We start from the raw sequence: 20155 nt of genomic DNA, 5'->3' as shown, positions 1-20155 counted from the left end.
CATCGTTGGTGAGCCGCATTGAGGCGGCAACCTTTTCAATAGACTTATACTCAGTGATAAAGGAAGCAGACGTTGAGTCAAGCGCAATCACTTATTCAATTTTTGCAGCAACAAGGTGTGACTGACACCGATGTGCTAAACGCCATGCAGGCGGTGCCTCGGCATTTATTTGTCTCTGAAGCCATGACCCACCAAGCTTATGGTAACAATGCGTTACCTATTGGATGGGGACAAACTATTTCACAACCTTATATCGTGGCTAAGATGACATCATTGCTCAATTTGCGACGCGATAGTCGCATTTTGGAAATTGGCACCGGATCGGGTTATCAAACAGCGGTCCTCGCTAACTTGGTTGATCATGTTTATTCTGTCGAGCGGATCAAACCATTACAAATGCTGGCCAAACGGCGCTTAAAGCAGCTAGATATTTATAATGTGTCGACAAAACATGGAGATGGTTGGCAAGGGTGGCCGTCGAAGGGCCCTTATGATGCGATCATGGTAACAGCGGCCGCGGCCCACGTGCCCGACGCGCTGTGCGATCAGCTCAATGATGGCGGCGTGATGCTTATTCCGATTGGTGATGATGAGCAAATATTGATGCGCGTCACTCGCCAAGGCACCACTTTTCACACCGAGACGGTTGAATCGGTTAAATTTGTTCCCCTGGTGGCAGGTGAGCTGGCATAAACTGTCTCAGAGATGGAGCTGTGTTTAAAAACAGATGAAAATCGCGCTTTTTCTGTCACTGTTAGTGGTTATATCTGGTTGTTCCTGGCGAGGGCCGGCACCGGTATCCAGCGTGACACCAGACTATACCAGCGTTGATAGAGGCAGCTATCGCGGCAGTTATTACGAAGTGAAGAAAGGCGATACCCTCTACTATATCGCTTATATCACGGATCGTGATATCGACGACATCATCGAACACAACAATCTACAGCCTCCCTATACCATTTATCCCGGGCAGACACTGGCTTTGTGGAAGCCCGCCTACCAACGCCCTGACGTGGCCCAATCCACATCAGGCGCGACAAATGTGGCCTCTGCCACAACGTCAGCTGCAAGCGCGAGCGTGGCAGCAGCATCTTCTAGAAAAAGCGCCAACCCTAGCAAATTCGAGGAAAAAAAGAAGTCTAAAACCGCGACTGAACGCACAAAAGGCGTTGAATCGGGGTCATCGTCGAGGTACAGTCAAACGAAAGAAAAAAGTAAACAAGCTGTTAACAAGCGGACCGCCAGCCCATCTAACCAACAGATAAGCTGGCAATGGCCAACCAGAGGCCGGATGGTGTCCCGATTTTCTAGCACAGAGCGAGGCAATAAGGGCATAGATATTGCTGGACAACGAGGACAGGGCATTCAGGCAGCGGCAGATGGAAAAGTCGTGTACGCCGGCAGTGCGCTTCGGGGTTACGGTAAATTAATAATAGTGAAACACAATGATGATTATCTAAGCGCCTATGCGCACAACGATAGTTTTTACGTTTCAGAAGGCCAAGCTGTCAAAAAGGGGCATAAAATAGCTTCCATGGGCAGTTCTGGTGCAAACAGTGTTCGGTTGCATTTTGAAATTCGCTACAAAGGAAAATCGGTCAATCCGTTACATTATCTGCCAAAGCGGTAGCACAGGGTAACCAAGGTGATATCGCCGCAGCCACCAATGTGACGGGGCCGGTATAAGCAGAAATGCGTTCTGCTTAGCTGCTACGTCATAAGGGAGGCGCTATGAGCCAAACAAATACCGCAAAGAAACTGGACGGCTTGAACCAAGACGTTGAATTCGACACCGTGGAAGCTCAAGCTGACGAGGTGCTCGAAGAAGTCGAAGAGGCAGTACAGCAACAAGCGGCCACTTCAAAGGCCTCTGATGCCACCCAACTCTACCTCAGCGAAATTGGCTTTTCACCGCTGCTTACCGCTGAAGAAGAGGTGCTCTACGCACGTCGAGCGCTGCGCGGTGACGAGGTTGCTCGCAAGCGTATGATTGAGAGTAATCTTCGCTTGGTGGTGAAAATCTCACGTCGCTATTCTAACCGTGGTTTAGCGCTGCTCGATTTGGTCGAAGAAGGAAACCTCGGCCTGATCCGTGCGGTGGAGAAGTTTGACCCTGAACGCGGCTTCCGCTTTTCAACCTATGCAACCTGGTGGATTCGTCAAACCATTGAACGTGCCATCATGAACCAAACGCGTACCATTCGCCTGCCTATCCACGTGGTGAAAGAGCTGAATGTGTATCTGCGCACGGCGCGCGAGCTGGCGCAAAAGCTTGACCATGAACCGACCGCTGAAGACATCGCGGCGCAGCTTGATAAGCCAGTGGAAGACGTGAACCGGATGCTTCGTCTTAACGAGCGTATTGGCTCTGTGGATAACCCAATTGGCGGCGATTCAGAAAAAGCCTTGCTAGACATCATTCCAGATGAGAAGCAAGACGGCCCAGAGTACACCACACAAGACGATGACATGAAAAAGTCGATTGTGCAGTGGCTACAAGAGCTTAACCCTAAGCAGCGAGAAGTGTTATCACGTCGTTTCGGGCTTTTGGGTCACGAAGCGTCAACGCTGGAAGATGTGGGGCGTGAGATTGGTTTGACTCGCGAGCGAGTACGTCAAATCCAGGTGGAAGGGCTACGCCGCTTGCGCGACATGCTGACGCATCAAGGACTGAGCATTGAATCGCTCTTTAACGTTGAGCAATAAACGCGCTGTCAATCTCGCATCAGTCATAGCGCTAGACTGACAATCATAGACGCAAATGAAGGGACAGCGATGGCTGTCCCTTTTTATTGGCGGTCATGATGGTTCGCAAGATGACGGCGCGGCTGATTAGCGAGATTGCTGTAACGCCTTGAGGGCATAGAGGGCGTCTAAGGCTTGCCGCGGGGTCATCTCATCAGGGGTTAACGCATCGACTGCGTTATCCAGCTCGCTGGGTTCAGGCAGTAAGGCGAGCTGAGCGGGGGCTGGATCACCGACCGTTTGTTCAGCATTAATGGTATGTTGGCCGCTTTGCTCTAGTTGTGCCAGTTTACGCTTGGCGCGCCGAATCACCGGCTTGGGAACGCCAGCGAGGCTCGCCACGGCCAGACCATAAGACTTACTGGCTGCCCCTTCTTGAACCGCGTGCATAAACGCAATGTCATCGCCATGCTCCATGGCATCAAGGTGCACATTCACCAAGCCTTCCATTTGCCCTGGCAGTTCAGTGAGTTCGAAATAATGGGTGGCAAATAAGGTCATTGCCTGGATTTTCTCTGCCAACCATTCCGCGCTGGCCCACGCCAAAGATAAGCCATCGTAGGTGCTGGTACCGCGGCCAATCTCGTCCATCAACACCAAGCTGTTAGCAGTTGCATTGTGGAGAATATTGGCGGTTTCTGTCATTTCCACCATAAATGTGGAGCGGCCGGAAGCGAGATCATCAGAGGCACCAATACGAGTGAAAATGCGATCGACGGGCCCAATGGTTGCACGATCGGCGGGCACATAAGCACCAATATGACTCAGCAAGGTGATCAACGCGGTTTGGCGCATATAAGTGGATTTACCTCCCATATTAGGACCGGTAATGATCAACATTCGGCGCTCAGGACTTAAGGTGATGGGGTTGGGAATAAAAGGGTCAGTCATCACTTGTTCAACCACAGGATGGCGACCGGCTTCAATATTGATCCCCGGTTTGTCGCCAAGGGTGGGGCGATGATAATTGAGTGTATCTGCTCGCTCGGCGAGGTTACATAGTACATCGAGCCCAGAGAGCGCTTCAGAGGCATGTTGCAGCTGGGCCAAGTGTGGCAGTAACAAATCAAACAACTCTTCCCACAAACGCTTCTCTAACGCTAACGCATTAGAGCGAGAGCTTAAGACTTTATCTTCGTGCTCTTTTAATTCGGGGATAATGTAACGCTCTGCATTTTTAAGCGTTTGCCGGCGGACATAGTGTGTCGGCACCCGATCGCTTTGCGCGCGGCTGATTTGGATGTAAAAGCCATGGACTTGGTTATAACCCACCTTCAGAGTATCGATGCCATATTGCTCGCGCTCGCGGGTTTCTAGTTCTTCTAAGTAGCGTGATGCGCCTTCCGATAAGTCGCGCCATTCATCTAGTTCCGCGTTGTAACCTGGCGCAATCACACCGCCATCACGGATCACCACCGGCGGGTTATCGACCACTGCACGGGTGAGCAAATCTTGCAGCTCTGGCATCGGTGTGGTGGCAGTGAGGTAATCGGAAAACGCACCGTGATCCAGCTCGGTAAGCAATGTCTGTACCTCGGGCAGCTGTGCTAATGCGGTGCGCAGCCTTGCCATATCACGCGGACGGGCGGATCGCATTGCCAAGCGAGCCAGTACACGTTCAATGTCGCCGACAGGTTTGAGTGCTGCACTTAATTCCGAGTGTAGGCCACTATCAAGCAATGCCCCGATTGCATCCAAACGTTGGTTGAGTACATGGCTATCGCGTAGAGGTTGATGGAGCCAGCGCTTCAGTAAGCGACTGCCCATCGGCGTCGTCGTCCGATCCAAAACGTCAGCCAGCGTATTGTCGGTGCCGCCAGCGAGGTTTTGGGTGATCTCTAAATTGCGCCGTGTGGCAGCGTCTAACACCACAGCGGTGTCTTGCTGATCTTTGATGATGGCACGAATATGGGGGAGCGCGGTGCGTTGGGTTTCTTTGGCGTACTGCAACACACAGCCAGCGGCACATAGCCCCAGCGTACAGTCTTCCACGCCAAAACCGACTAAATCGCGCGTGCCAAATTGACCGGTCAGTTGACTGCGAGCAGTGTCGAGATCGAACTCCCAAATGGGGCGACGCCTTGCGCCGCGGCTCACCGCAAGTAAATCAGGGTAGGGAAAGTCTTCGGGGTAAAGCAGCTCTGCCGGTTGCGTGCGTTGCAGCTCCGCTTGCATTTGCTCGTAGGTGGCAGGTTCGGTCAGCACGAAGCGCCCTGATGTGATATCTAGCGTGGCAAAACCAAATTGGTCGTTATGACAGGTCAGTGCGGCGACCAAGTTATCAACCCGCTCGCTAAGCAGCGCTTCATCCGATACCGTACCGGGGGTGACGATTCGCACCACCTGGCGCTCAACCGGGCCTTTACTCGTGGCGGGATCACCGATCTGTTCACAAATCGCCACCGGCTCTCCCAGCTGCACCAGCTTGGCTAAATACCCCTCTACGGCATGAAAGGGCACACCCGCCATGGGGATCGGTTCACCGCCTGAGCTGCCGCGCTTAGTCAGCGAGATATCCAAAAGCTGAGAGGCACGTTTGGCATCGTCGTAAAAGAGTTCGTAAAAATCCCCCATGCGATAGAACAGCAGTTCTTCAGGGTGCTGCGCCTTGAGTTTGAGGTACTGTTGCATCATAGGGGTGTGCTTTTCGAGCGCTTGTACTGTCACGACTAGACCTGCAAAATGGAACATTGAAAAGGGTAGGTAGAATACGTGATCGTACGGCAAAGGGTAAAGTTGCGGTACCGGTTTCTTCACCCTAAACAAAAGGAGTGAATGGTGGAACAGTTATTCTCGCTAGCAAAGCAACTCGGCGACGCCTTATTGGATGCGGGCTTAACGGTGACCACCGCAGAGTCTTGCACCGGTGGCGGTATTGCTTACTGCTTGACGGACGTGCCGGGTAGCTCGCAGTGGTTTCAGCAAGCTTGGGTCACCTATAGCAACCAGGCTAAGCATCAACAGGTGCATGTGCCAGACGATTTATTGACCCAATACGGCGCGGTCAGTGAGCCTGTGGTAACGGCCATGGCAGAGGGCGCACTTAATGAGGCTGCCGCTGACTTGGCGATTGCCGTTAGCGGTGTCGCCGGCCCGAGTGGTGGCAGTGCGGATAAACCTGTTGGCACCGTGTGGTTCGCATGGGCTTGGCATGGCGGCGAAACCGACACTGAAGTGTGTCATTTTGAGGGTGATAGGCGCGCGGTCCGTGAACAAACGGTCGTGCACGCGTTGTCACATGCTCTCACGCGCTTGTCTCCGTAACTGGAGGCGTGTCGCATCACAAAGATTTTTTCTATACAGGGCTAGACACTGTATAAATGGACAGTATACTTAGCCCCAATTACTGATAGCTTTCATCGCATAGCGATAGCGTTTTATTTCCTGGAGACTGAAATGGACGATAACAAAGAAAAGGCGCTCGCAGCCGCACTCGGACAAATCGAAAAGCAATTTGGCAAAGGCTCAATCATGCGTCTGGGTGATGACCGCACTATGGACATCGAAACCGTATCGACCGGCTCTTTGTCTCTCGATATCGCCCTAGGTGCAGGTGGCCTGCCTTTTGGTCGTATTATCGAAATCTATGGCCCAGAGTCATCAGGTAAAACGACGCTGACGCTAGAAGCGATTGCCGAAGCACAAAAAATGGGTAAGACCTGTGCCTTTATCGACGCTGAGCATGCCCTTGACCCTATTTATGCGCGCAAGCTGGGTGTGGATATCGATAACCTTTTGGTCTCTCAGCCAGATACCGGTGAGCAAGCGTTGGAAATCGCTGATGCACTGACACGCTCGGGCGCTGTCGATATGATCGTCATTGACTCGGTAGCGGCATTGACACCTAAAGCTGAGATTGAAGGCGAGATGGGCGACTCACACATGGGTCTGCAAGCGCGTATGTTGTCACAAGCGATGCGTAAGCTCACAGCCAACATCAAAAACAGCAATACCATGATGGTATTCATCAACCAAATTCGCATGAAAATTGGTGTGATGTTTGGTAACCCAGAAACCACGACTGGGGGTAACGCGTTAAAATTCTACGCCTCGGTTCGCTTGGATATTCGCCGCATTGGTGCGATTAAAGAAGGTGACGAAGTGGTGGGGAACGAAACCCGCGTCAAAGTAGTAAAAAACAAAGTCGCTGCACCCTTCAAACAAGCTGAGTTCCAAATCCTTTACGGCCAAGGCATTAACTTGCAAGGTGAATTAGTGGACTTGGGCGTAAAACACAAGCTGGTAGAAAAAGCCGGTGCTTGGTATAGCTACAAAGGCGATAAAATTGGCCAGGGCAAAGCAAACGCATGTAAATACCTAAAAGAAAACCCGCACGTCGCTGAAGAAATCGACACCACCTTGCGTGAGATGCTACTGCAAACCGCGCTAAATAACGAAGCGGTCGACGCGAACGCAGAAGCAGAAACCGAGGACGACCAACTGTAATGGCCGCGTCGTGCCAAGAGGTCGCGGTGGGTTTATTGGCCCGCCGTGACCACTCTGTTCACGAACTGCAGCAAAAACTGTCGCAACGCGGCTTTGACCAAGACACCATCGACATCACGCTGGAGCAGTGTCTGGCGCGTGGGTGGTTGGATGATGCCCGCTTTGCGGCCAGCTTGTTGCGCCAAGGTGTGAGTAAACACCATGGCTGGTTACGTATTTGCCAAGACGCCAAGCGAAAAGGTATCGACACTGAGTTGTTATCACGCGCCGAACAGGAGCAGGAGGTTGACTGGTATGCGCTAGCCAGAGAGACCGCAGAGCGTAAATATGCCGATCTCGATGGTCGCCTTCCGCCTGCCGAGCAAAAGGAAAAAGCCAAACGCATGCGCTTTTTACAGTCACGTGGCTTTAACTTTGATCAAATCCAATACGCACTCAGTCACGACGATCCGGACACGCATTTCTAAACCAATCCCACTCTGTCTCTTTTCCGCACGCGATCGGTTGTTTACAATGGCGTAAATAAAACCATGCTTCCATCGCGTCACGACCATATCTGGTTGCTAACGCAATATTCGATTATCAGGATTAGCCAATGTATATGAGCACTGATGAGATCCGTACAGCGTTTCTCAAGTTCTTTGAAAGCAAAGGGCACCAGATTGTGCCTAGCTCGTCGCTCGTGCCTGCCGATGACCCAACGCTTTTGTTTACCAACGCAGGAATGAACCAGTTTAAAGACACCTTTTTAGGGGTTGAAAAGCGTGACTACACGCGTGCAACGTCAGCACAGCGTTGTGTGCGGGCGGGCGGCAAACACAACGACCTTGAAAACGTCGGTTTTACCGCGCGCCACCATACCTTCTTTGAAATGCTCGGCAATTTCAGCTTCGGTGATTACTTCAAGCAAGATGCGATTCAGTACGCGTGGACGTTTTTGACTGAAACGATTGGCTTGCCAAAAGAAAAGCTACTGGTGACTGTTTACAAAACCGATGACGAAGCGTTCGATATTTGGCACCAGCAAATTGGCGTGCCTGCGGATCGCATTGTGCGTATTGGTGATAAGGAAGGTGGTAAGCCTTACGAGTCAGACAACTTTTGGCAAATGGGCGATACTGGGCCATGCGGACCATGCAGTGAGATCTTTTATGATCACGGTGAGCATATCTGGGGCGGTCCTCCAGGCACGCCAGAAGAAGACGGAGATCGCTTCATTGAGATCTGGAATATCGTCTTTATGCAATTCAATCGTCAAGCTGACGGTACGATGGAGAACCTACCTAAGCCGTCAGTGGATACCGGCATGGGGATTGAGCGGATTGCGGCCATCAAGCAGGGCGTCCATTCCAACTATGAAATTGATGTTTTCCAGCAATTAATTAAGCAAGTCGCGGAGATCATCGGGGTTGAAGATCTGACTAACCAGTCTTTGCGCGTGGTGGCAGACCATATCCGCTCTTGTGCGTATTTGATTGTTGATGGCGTGATGCCATCGAACGAAGGGCGGGGCTATGTGTTGCGCCGTATTATTCGCCGCGCGGTTCGTCATGGTAACAAGCTCGGCAGCAAAGACGCGTTTTTCTACAAGTTGGTTGGTCCTCTCGCCACCATCATGGGGACGGCAGGTGAAGACTTGCGTGCGCAGCAAACCATGGTGGAAAAAGTCCTTAAGATTGAAGAGGACAACTTTGGCCGCACGCTTGAGCGTGGCATGTTGATGTTGGAAGAGGCTTTGGACAAGGTTAAGGGTGACGAGTTGGATGGCGAAACTGTCTTCAAACTCTATGACACATACGGCTTCCCAGCAGACTTAACTAACGATGTTGCGCGTGAGCGCGGTTATCGTATTGATGAAGCCGGCTTTGAAGCGGCGATGGCAGCCCAGCGTCAGCGCGCGCGGGAAGCTGGGCAGTTTGGCACCGACTACAACCAAGCGATAAAAGTGGAGCATGGCTCGGATTTTTGTGGTTACACAGGGACAGAAGGCACCGGTCAGATCACTGAGATTTTTGTCGACGGAGATACCGTTGATAGCCTGGTATCAGGCGATAAAGCGGTCGTGATCCTTGACCACACCCCTTTCTACGCCGAGGCTGGTGGCCAGTGTGGTGATACAGGGGTGATAGAAACAGACCAAGGGCAATTTACCGTGACGGATACCCAAAAAGCGGGGCAAGCCATTGCGCATTACGGTAGCTTGTCGGAAGGGCAACTGAGTGTCGGGACACAAGCAACCGCTCGCGTCGATGCAGAGCGTCGTCACGTGGTAGCGATGAATCACTCCGCCACTCACTTACTGCACGCCGCGCTGCGTGAGGTACTGGGGGAGCACATTGCGCAGAAAGGCTCGCTCGTCCGGCCTGATGGTTTGCGTTTTGACTTCTCACACCTTGAACCTGTCACCGCTGACGAACTCAAAGCGGTTGAGCGGATCGTGAATCAGCAAATCCGTGAAAATAGCCCCGTGCAGACTGAGGTGATGGATATTGAAGCCGCCAAGCAAAAAGGGGCGATGGCACTGTTTGGTGAGAAGTACGATGACCAAGTGCGCGTACTGAGCATGGGCGACTTCTCTATCGAGCTGTGTGGCGGGACACACGCGACGCGTACGGGTGACATTGGGATGTTTAAAATCGTCTCGGAAGCGGGTATCGCGGCCGGTGTGCGTCGTATTGAAGCCATTACCGGGCAAGCGGCCATTGATAGCGTTTATCAGCAACAGGCGGACTATGAAGCCAAGCTTGACGATGCCCAGAGCAAAGCGAAAGCGTTAGAAAAACAAATTCAGCAGCTTAAGCAGAAATTGGCCGCACAAGAAAGTGCTGGGCTGATCAATCAAGTCCGTGAGCTAAACGGGGTAAAAGTGTTGATTAGCCAACTTGATGGCGCGGATAACAAAGCGCTACGTAGTATGGTTGATGATCTGAAAAACCAAATGGGTAGCGGTATCGTGCTGCTCGGCAATGTGGCCAATGACAAAGTCGGCCTGATTGCGGGTGTCACCAAGGATTTGACCGGCACGGTAAAAGCGGGTGAACTGGTCAACCTTGTCGCGCAACAAGTGGGTGGCAAAGGCGGTGGTCGTCCTGATATGGCGCAAGCGGGGGGCAGTGATGTGAGTGCACTGCCTAGCGCGCTAGCCTCAGCAGAGACATGGCTCACTGAGCAGTTGTAATACACTTTTGTTTTTATTGAAAAGTCAAGAGGGTCGCGTATTGCGACCCTTTTTTGTGATCTAGATTAATAATTGCACTTTTTTTCTGATTCTGTATAGTGCAACGCCTTAAGCGCTGTGTCAGCGGTAAGACGTGATATTGGTTAGATTTTGTCGCCACGCTGGCCAATGCAGTACAGATTTCTCTTACACTGTTATCTCAGGTCAATCGCCTCCACGGCTAACGGCATGATGATAAAACAGTAAATTTCTCTGCCCTTTTCTGGATATGGTGTGATAATTCGGCCATAGTGTGGAATACGGACGCAAGTAAGCGCCCGTATTGGCATCATGAGCAGGGAAAGAATCCAACGATCACAGGTAACGGGCCGATACGCTGGCGGGTTATCTGGCTCAGACACTAATTGAATAAGTAAAAGATTGATACTCAAGGAGTAGAAGCATGCTGATTTTAACTCGCCGTGTGGGCGAAACCTTGATGATTGGTGATGAAGTCACTGTCACTGTATTGGGTGTAAAAGGTAACCAAGTCCGTATTGGTGTGAATGCACCGAAAGATGTTTCGGTTCATCGTGAAGAGATCTACATGCGTATTCAGGCCGAAAAAGGCGCGCCTTCAGGTGGTCAGAGCGACTACTAACAAGGCAAGAAGAGGTCGACCATAGGTCGGCCTTTTTTATCGCCGCTTTTCCCATAAAATCAGAATGAAACGGCGATAAATCCAACAATAAAATCGGGCTGTGGGTGATAATTGTCCATTTGTTGGTGGCAAGACGATTTTTGCCAGAAAAGTGTTTGACATATATGTGGCTCAAAGTAATATGTGCACCCGCAGCGACGGTGAGGTGGCCGAGTGGCTGAAGGCGCTCCCCTGCTAAGGGAGTATACGGTTTGTAGCCGTATCGAGGGTTCGAATCCCTCCCTCACCGCCATGTTGTTGCAAGCAAGATAGATGCGCGTCCGTAGCTCAGCTGGATAGAGTACCTGGCTACGAACCAGGCGGTCGGAGGTTCGAATCCTCCCGGACGCGCCACTACTTGCGGTGAGGTGGCCGAGTGGCTGAAGGCGCTCCCCTGCTAAGGGAGTATACGGTTTGTAGCCGTATCGAGGGTTCGAATCCCTCCCTCACCGCCATGATTTACAAGCCTGCCTTGTAGTAAGATGTGCGTCCGTAGCTCAGCTGGATAGAGTACCTGGCTACGAACCAGGCGGTCGGAGGTTCGAATCCTCCCGGACGCGCCATCTCTTCACGGAAGACCCGCAAGATTGTTCATGATGAACGTAAGATTGACGACACGCGCTCGTAGCTCAGCTGGATAGAGTACCTGGCTACGAACCAGGCGGTCGGAGGTTCGAATCCTCCCGAGCGCGCCATCTTCAATCTTAGCCAATCAATCAGCGCGTCCGTAGCTCAGCTGGATAGAGTACCTGGCTACGAACCAGGCGGTCGGAGGTTCGAATCCTCCCGGACGCGCCATTTTGGCTCCCCTTCGCACATCGCCTCGCGACATGACTTGTCGCCAATCGGGCAAAACCGACCGTTTTCGCGTCTTCATCCTCGTTTCTGTGACGTCCTCTTATTTAAACACGTTTACCTTCTTGCTGTTTATCATCCCGGAATGTTTGTCGTGCCCGGCTTTCAACGATCTTGGTCGCTTTCGGAAAAACGCTTTTTCCATAAGTGCCACAGTCGTGAAGCTGGCATTGCTTTTCTTTACAGTCGCGCGCTGTCGCTCGCCGTTGTTATTCGCCTGCTGACCGTGAGTTTGCATAAACATCCCGTTGATCCGTCTTTTTTAATCAGTGAGTGAAAATGCCCATTAACGGACGTTATGAGGTAACAAAAACGCAATAGTCAGATTGTCATTTATGCGAATTGTTAGTATTTTGAACGCCGATGATGAATTTGCCACCAAGATAAACGGATAATAACGGGGGCAATCACTGCTTCGATGTAAGCAATAGTGAGTGTGACAAGGAAGAAAATCATGGATTTAGGCCCGCTTTTAGAACAGGCAATGATGCTGATGTTAACTGGCATGGTTGTTGTGTTTGTATTTCTCTCGATATTAATTTTTTTGGTCCGCCAACTGGAACGTTTTGGCGACCCTATCCCACCTGCCGCGGCGAACGCGGCCGCTCAGCCCAAAGCCCAAGCTGCACCTGACGCATCACAGCCGTCATCGGATGTGATTGCCGCGATTACTGTGGCTGTTCAGCAGTACCGCCAACGTCACCGTTGAGTGGTCAGGCACATATAAAAAAGGAGTTTGTTATGTCTACGCCGTTAGCTATTACCGATGTGGTATTGCGCGATGCCCATCAGTCGTTGTTTGCCACACGTCTGCGTTTGGACGATATGTTGCCAATTGCTGCCGAGCTGGATCAAATTGGTTTTTGGTCATTGGAAACCTGGGGTGGGGCGACCTTTGATGCTTGTATTCGCTATCTGGGTGAAGATCCTTGGGTACGCTTGCGAGAGCTCAAAAAAGCGATGCCAAATACCCCGATGCAGATGCTGCTACGTGGTCAGAACCTGTTAGGTTATCGCCACTACGCTGATGATGTGGTGCACAAATTTGTCGAGCGCGCACATGCAAATGGCATGGATGTGTTCCGAATTTTTGATGCCATGAATGATGTCCGTAACTTCCAAGCAGCAGTGGGGGCGGCGGTGGATGTCGGTGCGCATGCGCAAGGCACGATCTCCTACACCACCAGCCCAGTGCACACCATGGACACTTGGACAGATTTGGCCAAACAGTTGGAAGATCTTGGCTGTCACTCGTTATGCATTAAAGACATGTCTGGTTTATTAAAACCTTATGAAGCGCACGAGCTTGTAAGCCGCATCAAAGCAGCCTGTGATATCCCCTTATCCTTGCACTGTCACGCGACGACGGGGCTATCGACGGCCACGGCCGTCAAGGCGGTTGAAGCAGGCTTGGATGTACTCGATACTGCCATTTCTTCAATGAGCCAGACATACGGACACACGCCGACGGAAACCGTGGTGGCGATGCTCGAAGGCACTGAGCGTGACACGCAGCTTGATCTGAACAAGCTAGAGTCGATTGCGGCTTATTTCCGTACTGTGCGCAAAAAGTACGCGCAATTTGAAGGGCAGCTCAAAGGGGTCGACTCACGTATTTTGATAGCACAAGTGCCCGGTGGCATGCTGACCAATATGGAGAGCCAGCTCAAAGAGCAGGGGGCGGCCGACAAAATGGACGAGGTGTTAGAGGAAATTCCTCGGGTTCGTGAAGATTTAGGCTATATCCCCTTAGTCACCCCGACCTCGCAAATTGTCGGCTCTCAGTCGGTCATTAACGTGCTAACCGGTGAGCGCTACAAGAGCATTACCAAAGAAACGGCGGCCCTTTTGAAAGGGGAGTATGGGAAAGCCCCCGCGCCGGTTAATGCCACCCTCCAGGCTCGCGTGTTAGACGGCGAAGAGGCGATCACTTGTCGTCCTGCCGATAAACTGGCACCGGAAATGGATGCCCTGACCCAAACACTGACCGACAAAGCCGCGGCCGAGAATGTCACCTTGGCGGAGCAGACCATTGATGATGTGCTGACTTACGCCCTGTTCCCGCAGGTGGGATGGAAGTTCTTACAAAACCGAGGTAACCCTGAAGCATTTGAACCGGCACCAACCGGGGAGCCAGCCTCTGCGTCCGCCGCTCCTCAGCCATCAGGCAGTGGCGACGTGGAAACCTATAGTGTGCGTGTTAACGGCCAGGTCTATCAGGTAGATGTAGGGCCAGATGGGGCGCTGGGTGACATTCAGCCAGTGAGTCAGGTGTCAGCGTCGGCGAGTGCGCCAGCCCCTCAAGCCGCACCAAGCAACCTTGAGCCGGTAACGGCACCTTTGGCAGGCAACATCTTTAAAGTGATGGTGACCCCTGGTGAGCACGTGCAGGAAGGTGATGTCCTAATCATTTTGGAAGCGATGAAGATGGAAACCGAGGTGCGGGCAGCCCATGCGGGCACTGTCCAAGATGTACAAGTGAAAGAAGGCGATGCCGTGACCGTTGGCATGCCGTTATTGCACTTAGGATAAGAGGGCAGCATGGAAGGATTAATGATCCTGTGGTCGGAAACTGGACTGGCAAACTTCCAGTGGCCACAGCTTGTAATGATTGCCGTGGGCTGCCTATTACTCTTTTTAGCGATTCGGCGCGGCTTTGAGCCCTTGCTTTTGTTACCTATCGGTTTTGGGGCGATATTAGCGAATATTCCCAATGCGGGCTTTAACGAGCCGGGCGGCCTGCTTTACTACGTCTATCATGTCGGGATTGATACTGGCGTGTTCCCCCTCCTGATCTTTATGGGGGTGGGGGCGATGACCGATTTTGGCGCGCTGATTGCTAACCCGCGCACCTTGTTGCTAGGTGCGGCGGCACAGTTTGGTATTTTTGCCACTTTGTTTGGTGCCATTTTTCTTAACTTGGTGCCAGGCATGGCGTTTAGCCTGCAAGATGCGGCCTCCATCGCGATCATTGGTGGTGCGGATGGGCCGACGGCTATCTTCCTCGCCAGTCGATTATCGCCGGACTTGCTCGGGGCCATTGCCGTGGCGGCGTACAGCTATATGGCATTGGTACCGATTATTCAGCCCCCGATCATGAAGTTGTTCACCTCTGCAAGTGAACGCAAGATTGAGATGAAGCAACTTCGTCATGTGTCGAAAACCGAGAAAGTGCTGTTTCCGTTGGCGGTACTGATGATGACCATCTTATTTTTGCCCTCGGCAACGCCACTGGTTGGTATGTTCTGCCTCGGTAACTTGATGCGAGAGTGTGGCGTGGTGGATCGCTTATCGAGCACTGCCCAGAATGAGCTGATCAACATTGTTACCATTTTTCTCGGTCTGGCTGTGGGCTCCAAATTGGAAGCCGACAAGTTCCTCCAGTTTGAAACCCTAGGCATCTTGGTATTGGGCGCAGTCGCGTTCAGCATCGGGACGGGAACAGGTGTACTGATGGCTAAACTCCTTAATCGCTTTAGCCGCGACCCTATCAATCCATTGATTGGTGCGGCTGGGGTGTCGGCGGTTCCCATGGCGGCCCGTGTAGTTAACAAGGTCGGATTGGATGCTAACCCGCATAACTTCTTACTAATGCATGCGATGGGGCCAAATGTGGCTGGTGTCCTGGGGTCTGCGGTGGCGGCCGGTATTTTGTTGGCGCTGGTTGGCTAACCGTCAGTGATTTGACACCAAGCAGATAAAAAGAAAATAGCGGTAGGCATTGAGTCTGCCGCTTTTTTTGTTAAGACTAGAGGTTTACGCTTTGCAATGGCTCTGTGCTTAATCTCTTCGTTAAGGCAAATACCATTACTGTATACGCCAGCATAAGCACAATGGCATGCGAAAGGAGTCAATATGTCGAACAATCTCTCTCTTGCAATCACTGAATTTGGCGCACCAGAGGTACTTACCCCGGTCAACCGTTCGATTCCTTCTCCCTCTGAAGAACAGGTGCTGATTCAAGTGAAGGCTGCAGGCGTTAACCCCATTGATGCGAAAACGCGTGCCGGACTCGGCTGGGCCGCTGAGCATAATCGCGATCATTTGCCTTGGGTGCCTGGCTATGATGTTGCAGGTGTTGTGGTGGCGAATGGCACCAATGAAAGCAAGTTTGATGTTGGGGATCGTGTCGCTGGGATGATTGGCTTTCCGACCGAAGGCGGGGGATACAGCCAATATGTGGTCGCTGATGCCGGGTTATTATCAACAGTACCGCCAAGTGTGCCAATGGTGGATGCCGCTGCAGTGCCATTGGCTGGGCTGACGGCTTGGCAAGCGCTTGAGCATGGCAAACTGGTGCGTGATGAAAAAGTATTGATTTTAGCGGGCGCCGGCGGCGTCGGGCACCTTGCGGTGCAGTTGGCCGTGCGTCTCGGGGCGCAGGTTTATGCCACTGCCTCTGAAAACAATCATGCCTTTCTACGTCAACTGGATGCGACCCCGATCGATTACCATCAAGCGCATTGGGCCACCGGCAATGGTGAATTTGATCTGGTGATTGATTTGGTGGGAGGAGACACCGCCATTGATGCATTAGCAAGCCTAAAAACAGGTGGGCGTATCGTCACAGTCCCCACCAATACGCGCGATACCATTACCTCCGCCGCTGCCGAGCGAGGGCTGAAGGCGACAGGTATGTTGGTTGATCCAAATACTTGGCAGACCCAGCGATTGCTCGATATGCTGGACCAAGGTGAACTTAAGATCGATATCGCTGCGGTCTACCCGCTTGAGCAGGGCGCGCAGGCACATTACGCACTCGAGGCAGGCCATACTCGCGGTAAACGTGTGTTGGAAATGCCTTCGTCTTAACCTCAGGGCTTCGTCTTCCGGCTCTCGTCGAGTTGATGAGGCCGTGGCGTCGTAGAGAGTTCGCGCTGAACCAATGATAATACATGGGGTCGAATGGACGATTGGGTGCTGCTGGCAACGCTGTTTGCCACCAGCTTTTTAGGTGCGACCTTATTGCCAGGTGGCTCTGAGGCCAACTTGGTGTATTTATTAACTCAGCACTCATTCGCGGATGGGATCGTTGTGGCGATTGCCACGGTAGGCAACACACTCGGTGGCATGACCAATTACGCCATCGGGCGTTGGCTGCCTGATTATCAACCGCATCAATCATGGCACCGCCGAGCGCTCGCTGGGCTGCAACGCTATGGTTATGCTGCCTTGCTATTAAGCTGGGTACCGATTGTTGGTGATCCGCTTTGCGTGGTTGCCGGTTGGCTGCGCCTTCGACAATCTTGGTGCTGGCTGATTATCTTTGTTGCAAAAGCATCGCGCTACCTAGTGATTGTCATCTCAATCCGTTGGGTAGCGGGTTAGGAACTATCATATGCCACGTTTATTGCTTGCCACGTTTTTCTTTCTATCTGTGTTGTCTGGATGCCAGTTGACTGGCTCAGCCCCAACCCAAACACCTGAGGGCGTCACTTGGATTAAAACCGTCGCGCCTCCGCCAGGGAGTGCGCAAGTCCCGTATCAGCAATTTGAATTAGATAATGGACTGACGGTGTTGTTGCATGAGGATCACTCCGACCCTCTTGTCAACGTTGATGTACGTTACCATGTGGGCTCTGCCCGAGAAGAGCCGGGAAAATCAGGCTTTGCGCATTTTTTTGAACATATGATGTTTGAAGGCTCTGAGCACGTAGATGATCACGGAAAACGTATTAAAGAGGTGGGGGGCTATAACAATGGCTCGACCAATCGCGACACCACCCAGTATTACCAGACCGTACCGGCCAACGAGCTTGAGCGTGTCCTTTGGCTTGAATCTGATCGCATGGGCTTTTTGCTGGATGCGGTCTCTCAGCGCAAATTTGAAGTGCAGCGTGACACGGTGAAAAACGAACGGGCATTTCGGATAGACAATGTCCCGTATGGCCGCGTTAACGAGACCATTAATCAAGCACTCTACCCTGAGGGTCACCCATACTCATGGCCGGTGATTGGTTATGTTGAGGACCTTAACCGTGTCGATGTTGGCGATCTCAAGCAATTCTTCCTGCGCTGGTATGGGCCGAATAATGCCACCTTGACCATTGGTGGCGACATTGATGTTCAGACAACCTTAGCGTGGGTGAAAAAATACTTTGGTGATATTCCTCAAGGCCCATCAATACCCGAGGCGAAACCGCAACCGGTCACGCTGGACGGCTCTCGCTTTGTGACATTGGAAGATAAGGTATCGCAACCGGTATTGGTGATGACCTTTCCTACCAGTGTGCCTGAGACGGACACCACGACGCGCCTAGGGGTACTGGCCAATGTATTGGGGCAAGGGCGTGACAGTGTCCTTTATCAATCCCTCGTACAAACGGGGCAGCTGTTAAGTGCAGGCGCATCGCACCAGTGTGGTGAGCTAGCTTGTACGTTTGAAGTCTACGGTGTCGGTCGCCAAGGTCAATCTCTGTCTGAGATCCGTACCTTGTTAGCGAAAACCATGACGCAGTTTGAGGCAAAAGGCGTCAGTGACGAGGATATCAACCAAATCCAATCCATGGTGGAAGCCGATAATATCTTTGCGCTACAAAGTGTCGACGGTAAGGTCTCACAGCTGTCCAGTGATTATACGCTCTACGGTGATGCAAACCGTATGAATCAGCGCCTTTCACGCCTGAATGCGGTGACCCCTGACAAGGTGATGGAAAGCTATCGGCAGTGGATAAAAGATCAGCCCGCAGTAAATACCAGCGTGGTCCCTATTGGACGGACGGACTTGGTCGCTGCGCCCGCGAATTTTATCTATCAACGTCCAGAATATGAACAGGCACAGACGCAAAGCCAGCACGACACGTTAGCACGACGTGAACCCCCAGAAAATTTCGATCGCACCCAGATCCCGGCTCCTAATGGGAGTGTCACGGTGAATGTGCCACGCATTTATCGGGCCAACTTGGACAATGGGATGCATCTGGCAGGCACAGTGAGTCGCGAGACACCCACGGTCACTTTGCAGCTTCGTTTACCTGCCGGCACCTTGATGGAGCCTAACGATCAGCGAGGTATCGCTAACTTAACGGCAACCATGGTGACCGAGGGCGCGGCAGGTATGTCGGCCGCTGAGCTCACTCGAGCCCTAGACAAGCTGGGCAGTCAAGTCAATATCGACGCGGACAGTTACCATACACAAATCACGGTAACATCACTGAAAAAGCACCTGGGTGAGACCCTGAAACTCGTGAATAAAACCTTGCGCGCGCCGACCTTTGCAGAAGAAGATTTTGACCGTGTTAAAGCCCAGTTGTTGGAGGGGCTGGCATCTCGCGCCGATGATGCAGGCTGGCTAGCCAGCCAAGCGACAAACCAGCTGTTATATCAAGATGCCACCTTCCGAGCGCCCGAGGGCGGCGTCGCGGAAGATATTGCAGCGATGACACTTGACGATGTTAAACACTTCTATCGCCAGCACTACGTATTGCGAGGCAGCCAATTGATTGTGGTGGGCGACCTTTCTCGTGAACATGCGATCAATCTCGCTAACCGGATCACACCGTGGCAAGCGCAAACGCAGCCTACGGCTCAGGTGGCGCGTGCTGTCCCGAAAGACTACGACCAGGCACAAATTTGGCTGGTAGATAAACCGCAAGCCCCACAAACCAGTATTCGTATGGTGCGCCATGGTATGCCATACGATGCCACCGGCCCGATGTTTAAAACCCGCTTGGCCAACTTTAATTTAGGGGGCAATTTTAATGCGCGCCTGAATCAAAACTTGCGTCAAGATAAAGGTTATACCTATGGCGCGCACAGTGGTGTTTATGGAGGCCGGCAGACAGGCACCATAGAAGTCAGTACCGATGTACGTGCTGATGCGACGCACGATGCGATTAAAGCGCTATGGCAAGAGATGGCGCATGCACAAGAAAATGGCTTTTCGGCACAAGAATTGGCCTATCTGCGTCAATCGAGTGGTCAGCGTGATGCGCTGAGTTATGAAACGCCATGGGAAAAAGCAGGCTTGATAGCACATATTGAAGCCTTTGATTTAGACGACAACTACCGAGAGGCACAAAAAGCCTTATTGCAATCAATCTCATTGCAACAGCTGAATGCCCAGGCGGCACGTTGGTTTGATCCTAACGACTATCAAATTATTGTGGTCGGGGATGCCTCTCGTCTTGGTGATAGCTTACGTCAACTTGGCTTGCCAGTGCGCACGTTAGCGCTCGATTACCGATAAGCCTATTTGGATAAACTTACTCCGCTGCGTGATGGCTTTTGAGTAATAGCTTGTTTATATTGAC

General features: G+C 52.1%; 16 protein-coding genes and 6 tRNA genes. 20 read left to right on the top strand and 2 right to left on the bottom strand.

What is annotated here, in order from left to right; genetic code table 11:
* Positions 1-72: 72 nt before the first annotated feature.
* The 3 genes from EHW56_RS08025 to rpoS all read left to right on the top strand — a co-directional run bounded on the left by EHW56_RS08025 (position 73) and on the right by rpoS (position 2706).
* Complete coding sequence (locus EHW56_RS08025) at positions 73-693, top strand: protein-L-isoaspartate(D-aspartate) O-methyltransferase (RefSeq protein WP_046074102.1); 621 nt, start codon at positions 73-75, stop codon at positions 691-693.
* A 34-nt stretch (positions 694-727) separates the two neighbouring features.
* Positions 728-1630: a peptidoglycan DD-metalloendopeptidase family protein gene (locus tag EHW56_RS08020; protein ID WP_152794941.1), complete on the top strand. Its 903-nt coding sequence runs from the start codon at positions 728-730 to the stop codon at positions 1628-1630.
* Positions 1631-1731: 101 nt separating this feature from the next.
* Positions 1732-2706 (top strand): RNA polymerase sigma factor RpoS, encoded by a 975-nt coding sequence (gene rpoS, locus EHW56_RS08015; protein ID WP_046074104.1) that lies wholly within the window; start codon positions 1732-1734, stop codon positions 2704-2706.
* Between the two features lie 126 nt (positions 2707-2832).
* Here rpoS and mutS read toward each other — a convergent pair whose 3' ends face one another.
* The gene (mutS, locus tag EHW56_RS08010) at positions 2833-5436 is read right to left on the bottom strand and encodes a DNA mismatch repair protein MutS (protein WP_227486508.1); all 2604 of its coding nucleotides are present in this window, start codon (positions 5434-5436) and stop codon (positions 2833-2835) included.
* Between the two features lie 87 nt (positions 5437-5523).
* Here mutS and EHW56_RS08005 point away from each other — a divergent pair, with 87 nt between their 5' ends.
* From EHW56_RS08005 to EHW56_RS07955, 11 genes are all read left to right on the top strand, one after another.
* Complete coding sequence (locus tag EHW56_RS08005; RefSeq protein WP_077578961.1) at positions 5524-6009, top strand: CinA family protein; 486 nt, start codon at positions 5524-5526, stop codon at positions 6007-6009.
* 132 nt (positions 6010-6141) lie between these two features.
* Positions 6142-7191, top strand: coding sequence for a recombinase RecA (gene recA / locus EHW56_RS08000; protein ID WP_046074105.1), 1050 nt, complete (start codon positions 6142-6144; stop codon positions 7189-7191).
* Positions 7191-7658, top strand: a complete 468-nt coding sequence (locus EHW56_RS07995; protein ID WP_152794935.1) for a regulatory protein RecX — start codon at positions 7191-7193, stop codon at positions 7656-7658. The genes recA and EHW56_RS07995 overlap by 1 nt, the downstream gene beginning before the upstream one ends.
* Positions 7659-7786: 128 nt before the next feature.
* On the top strand, positions 7787-10369 hold the full coding sequence (gene alaS, locus EHW56_RS07990; RefSeq protein WP_152799499.1) for an alanine--tRNA ligase: 2583 nt from the start codon (positions 7787-7789) through the stop codon (positions 10367-10369).
* A gap of 442 nt (positions 10370-10811) precedes the next feature.
* On the top strand, positions 10812-11009 hold the full coding sequence (csrA, locus tag EHW56_RS07985; protein WP_046074107.1) for a carbon storage regulator CsrA: 198 nt from the start codon (positions 10812-10814) through the stop codon (positions 11007-11009).
* A gap of 199 nt (positions 11010-11208) precedes the next feature.
* A tRNA-Ser gene (locus EHW56_RS07980) sits at positions 11209-11301 on the top strand.
* Positions 11302-11325: 24 nt separating this feature from the next.
* Positions 11326-11402 (top strand) — tRNA-Arg (locus EHW56_RS07975).
* Between the two features lie 8 nt (positions 11403-11410).
* Positions 11411-11503 (top strand) — tRNA-Ser (locus EHW56_RS07970).
* A 31-nt stretch (positions 11504-11534) separates the two neighbouring features.
* A tRNA-Arg gene (locus EHW56_RS07965) sits at positions 11535-11611 on the top strand.
* A 55-nt stretch (positions 11612-11666) separates the two neighbouring features.
* Positions 11667-11743: transfer RNA gene (locus tag EHW56_RS07960), tRNA-Arg, on the top strand.
* A gap of 26 nt (positions 11744-11769) precedes the next feature.
* Positions 11770-11846: transfer RNA gene (locus tag EHW56_RS07955), tRNA-Arg, on the top strand.
* 100 nt (positions 11847-11946) lie between these two features.
* Here the strand turns inward: EHW56_RS07955 and EHW56_RS07950 are convergent.
* Positions 11947-12147: a hypothetical protein gene (locus EHW56_RS07950; RefSeq protein ID WP_077578931.1), complete on the bottom strand. Its 201-nt coding sequence runs from the start codon at positions 12145-12147 to the stop codon at positions 11947-11949.
* Between the two features lie 210 nt (positions 12148-12357).
* On the opposite strand from EHW56_RS07950, the gene EHW56_RS07945 reads away from it, so the two are divergent.
* The 6 genes from EHW56_RS07945 (at position 12358) to EHW56_RS07920 (ending at position 20091) form a co-directional block, all read left to right on the top strand.
* Positions 12358-12612, top strand: coding sequence for an OadG family transporter subunit (locus EHW56_RS07945; RefSeq protein WP_077666525.1), 255 nt, complete (start codon positions 12358-12360; stop codon positions 12610-12612).
* Positions 12613-12644: 32 nt separating this feature from the next.
* Positions 12645-14435, top strand: a complete 1791-nt coding sequence (oadA, locus tag EHW56_RS07940; protein WP_046074110.1) for a sodium-extruding oxaloacetate decarboxylase subunit alpha — start codon at positions 12645-12647, stop codon at positions 14433-14435.
* Positions 14436-14444: 9 nt separating this feature from the next.
* Positions 14445-15575, top strand: coding sequence for a sodium ion-translocating decarboxylase subunit beta (locus tag EHW56_RS07935; protein WP_152794928.1), 1131 nt, complete (start codon positions 14445-14447; stop codon positions 15573-15575).
* 183 nt (positions 15576-15758) lie between these two features.
* A complete protein-coding gene (locus tag EHW56_RS07930) occupies positions 15759-16715 on the top strand; it encodes an NADP-dependent oxidoreductase (RefSeq protein WP_077606151.1) in 957 nt (318 codons plus the stop codon).
* 93 nt (positions 16716-16808) lie between these two features.
* Positions 16809-17231, top strand: a complete 423-nt coding sequence (locus EHW56_RS07925; RefSeq protein WP_152794926.1) for a YqaA family protein — start codon at positions 16809-16811, stop codon at positions 17229-17231.
* A 10-nt stretch (positions 17232-17241) separates the two neighbouring features.
* Complete coding sequence (locus EHW56_RS07920) at positions 17242-20091, top strand: pitrilysin family protein (protein ID WP_152799498.1); 2850 nt, start codon at positions 17242-17244, stop codon at positions 20089-20091.
* The last annotated feature ends 64 nt before the right edge of the window (positions 20092-20155 follow it).

This window comes from Salinivibrio sp. VGrn1, from assembly GCF_009377995.1.
GTDB lineage: Bacteria > Pseudomonadota > Gammaproteobacteria > Enterobacterales > Vibrionaceae > Salinivibrio > Salinivibrio siamensis.
The sequence above is the reverse complement of the archived record's forward strand: the minus strand, read 5'-3'. Positions and strand labels throughout refer to the sequence as shown.

Coding starts and splice junctions, on each gene's coding strand:
- EHW56_RS07935 (WP_152794928.1), top strand. CDS start 14,445: ATGGAAGGATTAATGATCCTGTGGTCGGAAACTGGACTGGCAAACTTC.
- EHW56_RS07930 (WP_077606151.1), top strand. CDS start 15,759: ATGTCGAACAATCTCTCTCTTGCAATCACTGAATTTGGCGCACCAGAG.
- EHW56_RS08020 (WP_152794941.1), top strand. CDS start 728: ATGAAAATCGCGCTTTTTCTGTCACTGTTAGTGGTTATATCTGGTTGT.
- mutS (WP_227486508.1), bottom strand. CDS start 5,436: ATGTTCCATTTTGCAGGTCTAGTCGTGACAGTACAAGCGCTCGAAAAG.
- EHW56_RS07945 (WP_077666525.1), top strand. CDS start 12,358: ATGGATTTAGGCCCGCTTTTAGAACAGGCAATGATGCTGATGTTAACT.
- rpoS (WP_046074104.1), top strand. CDS start 1,732: ATGAGCCAAACAAATACCGCAAAGAAACTGGACGGCTTGAACCAAGAC.
- oadA (WP_046074110.1), top strand. CDS start 12,645: ATGTCTACGCCGTTAGCTATTACCGATGTGGTATTGCGCGATGCCCAT.
- EHW56_RS07995 (WP_152794935.1), top strand. CDS start 7,191: ATGGCCGCGTCGTGCCAAGAGGTCGCGGTGGGTTTATTGGCCCGCCGT.
- EHW56_RS07925 (WP_152794926.1), top strand. CDS start 16,809: ATGGACGATTGGGTGCTGCTGGCAACGCTGTTTGCCACCAGCTTTTTA.
- EHW56_RS07950 (WP_077578931.1), bottom strand. CDS start 12,147: ATGTTTATGCAAACTCACGGTCAGCAGGCGAATAACAACGGCGAGCGA.
- recA (WP_046074105.1), top strand. CDS start 6,142: ATGGACGATAACAAAGAAAAGGCGCTCGCAGCCGCACTCGGACAAATC.
- EHW56_RS07920 (WP_152799498.1), top strand. CDS start 17,242: ATGCCACGTTTATTGCTTGCCACGTTTTTCTTTCTATCTGTGTTGTCT.
- alaS (WP_152799499.1), top strand. CDS start 7,787: ATGTATATGAGCACTGATGAGATCCGTACAGCGTTTCTCAAGTTCTTT.
- csrA (WP_046074107.1), top strand. CDS start 10,812: ATGCTGATTTTAACTCGCCGTGTGGGCGAAACCTTGATGATTGGTGAT.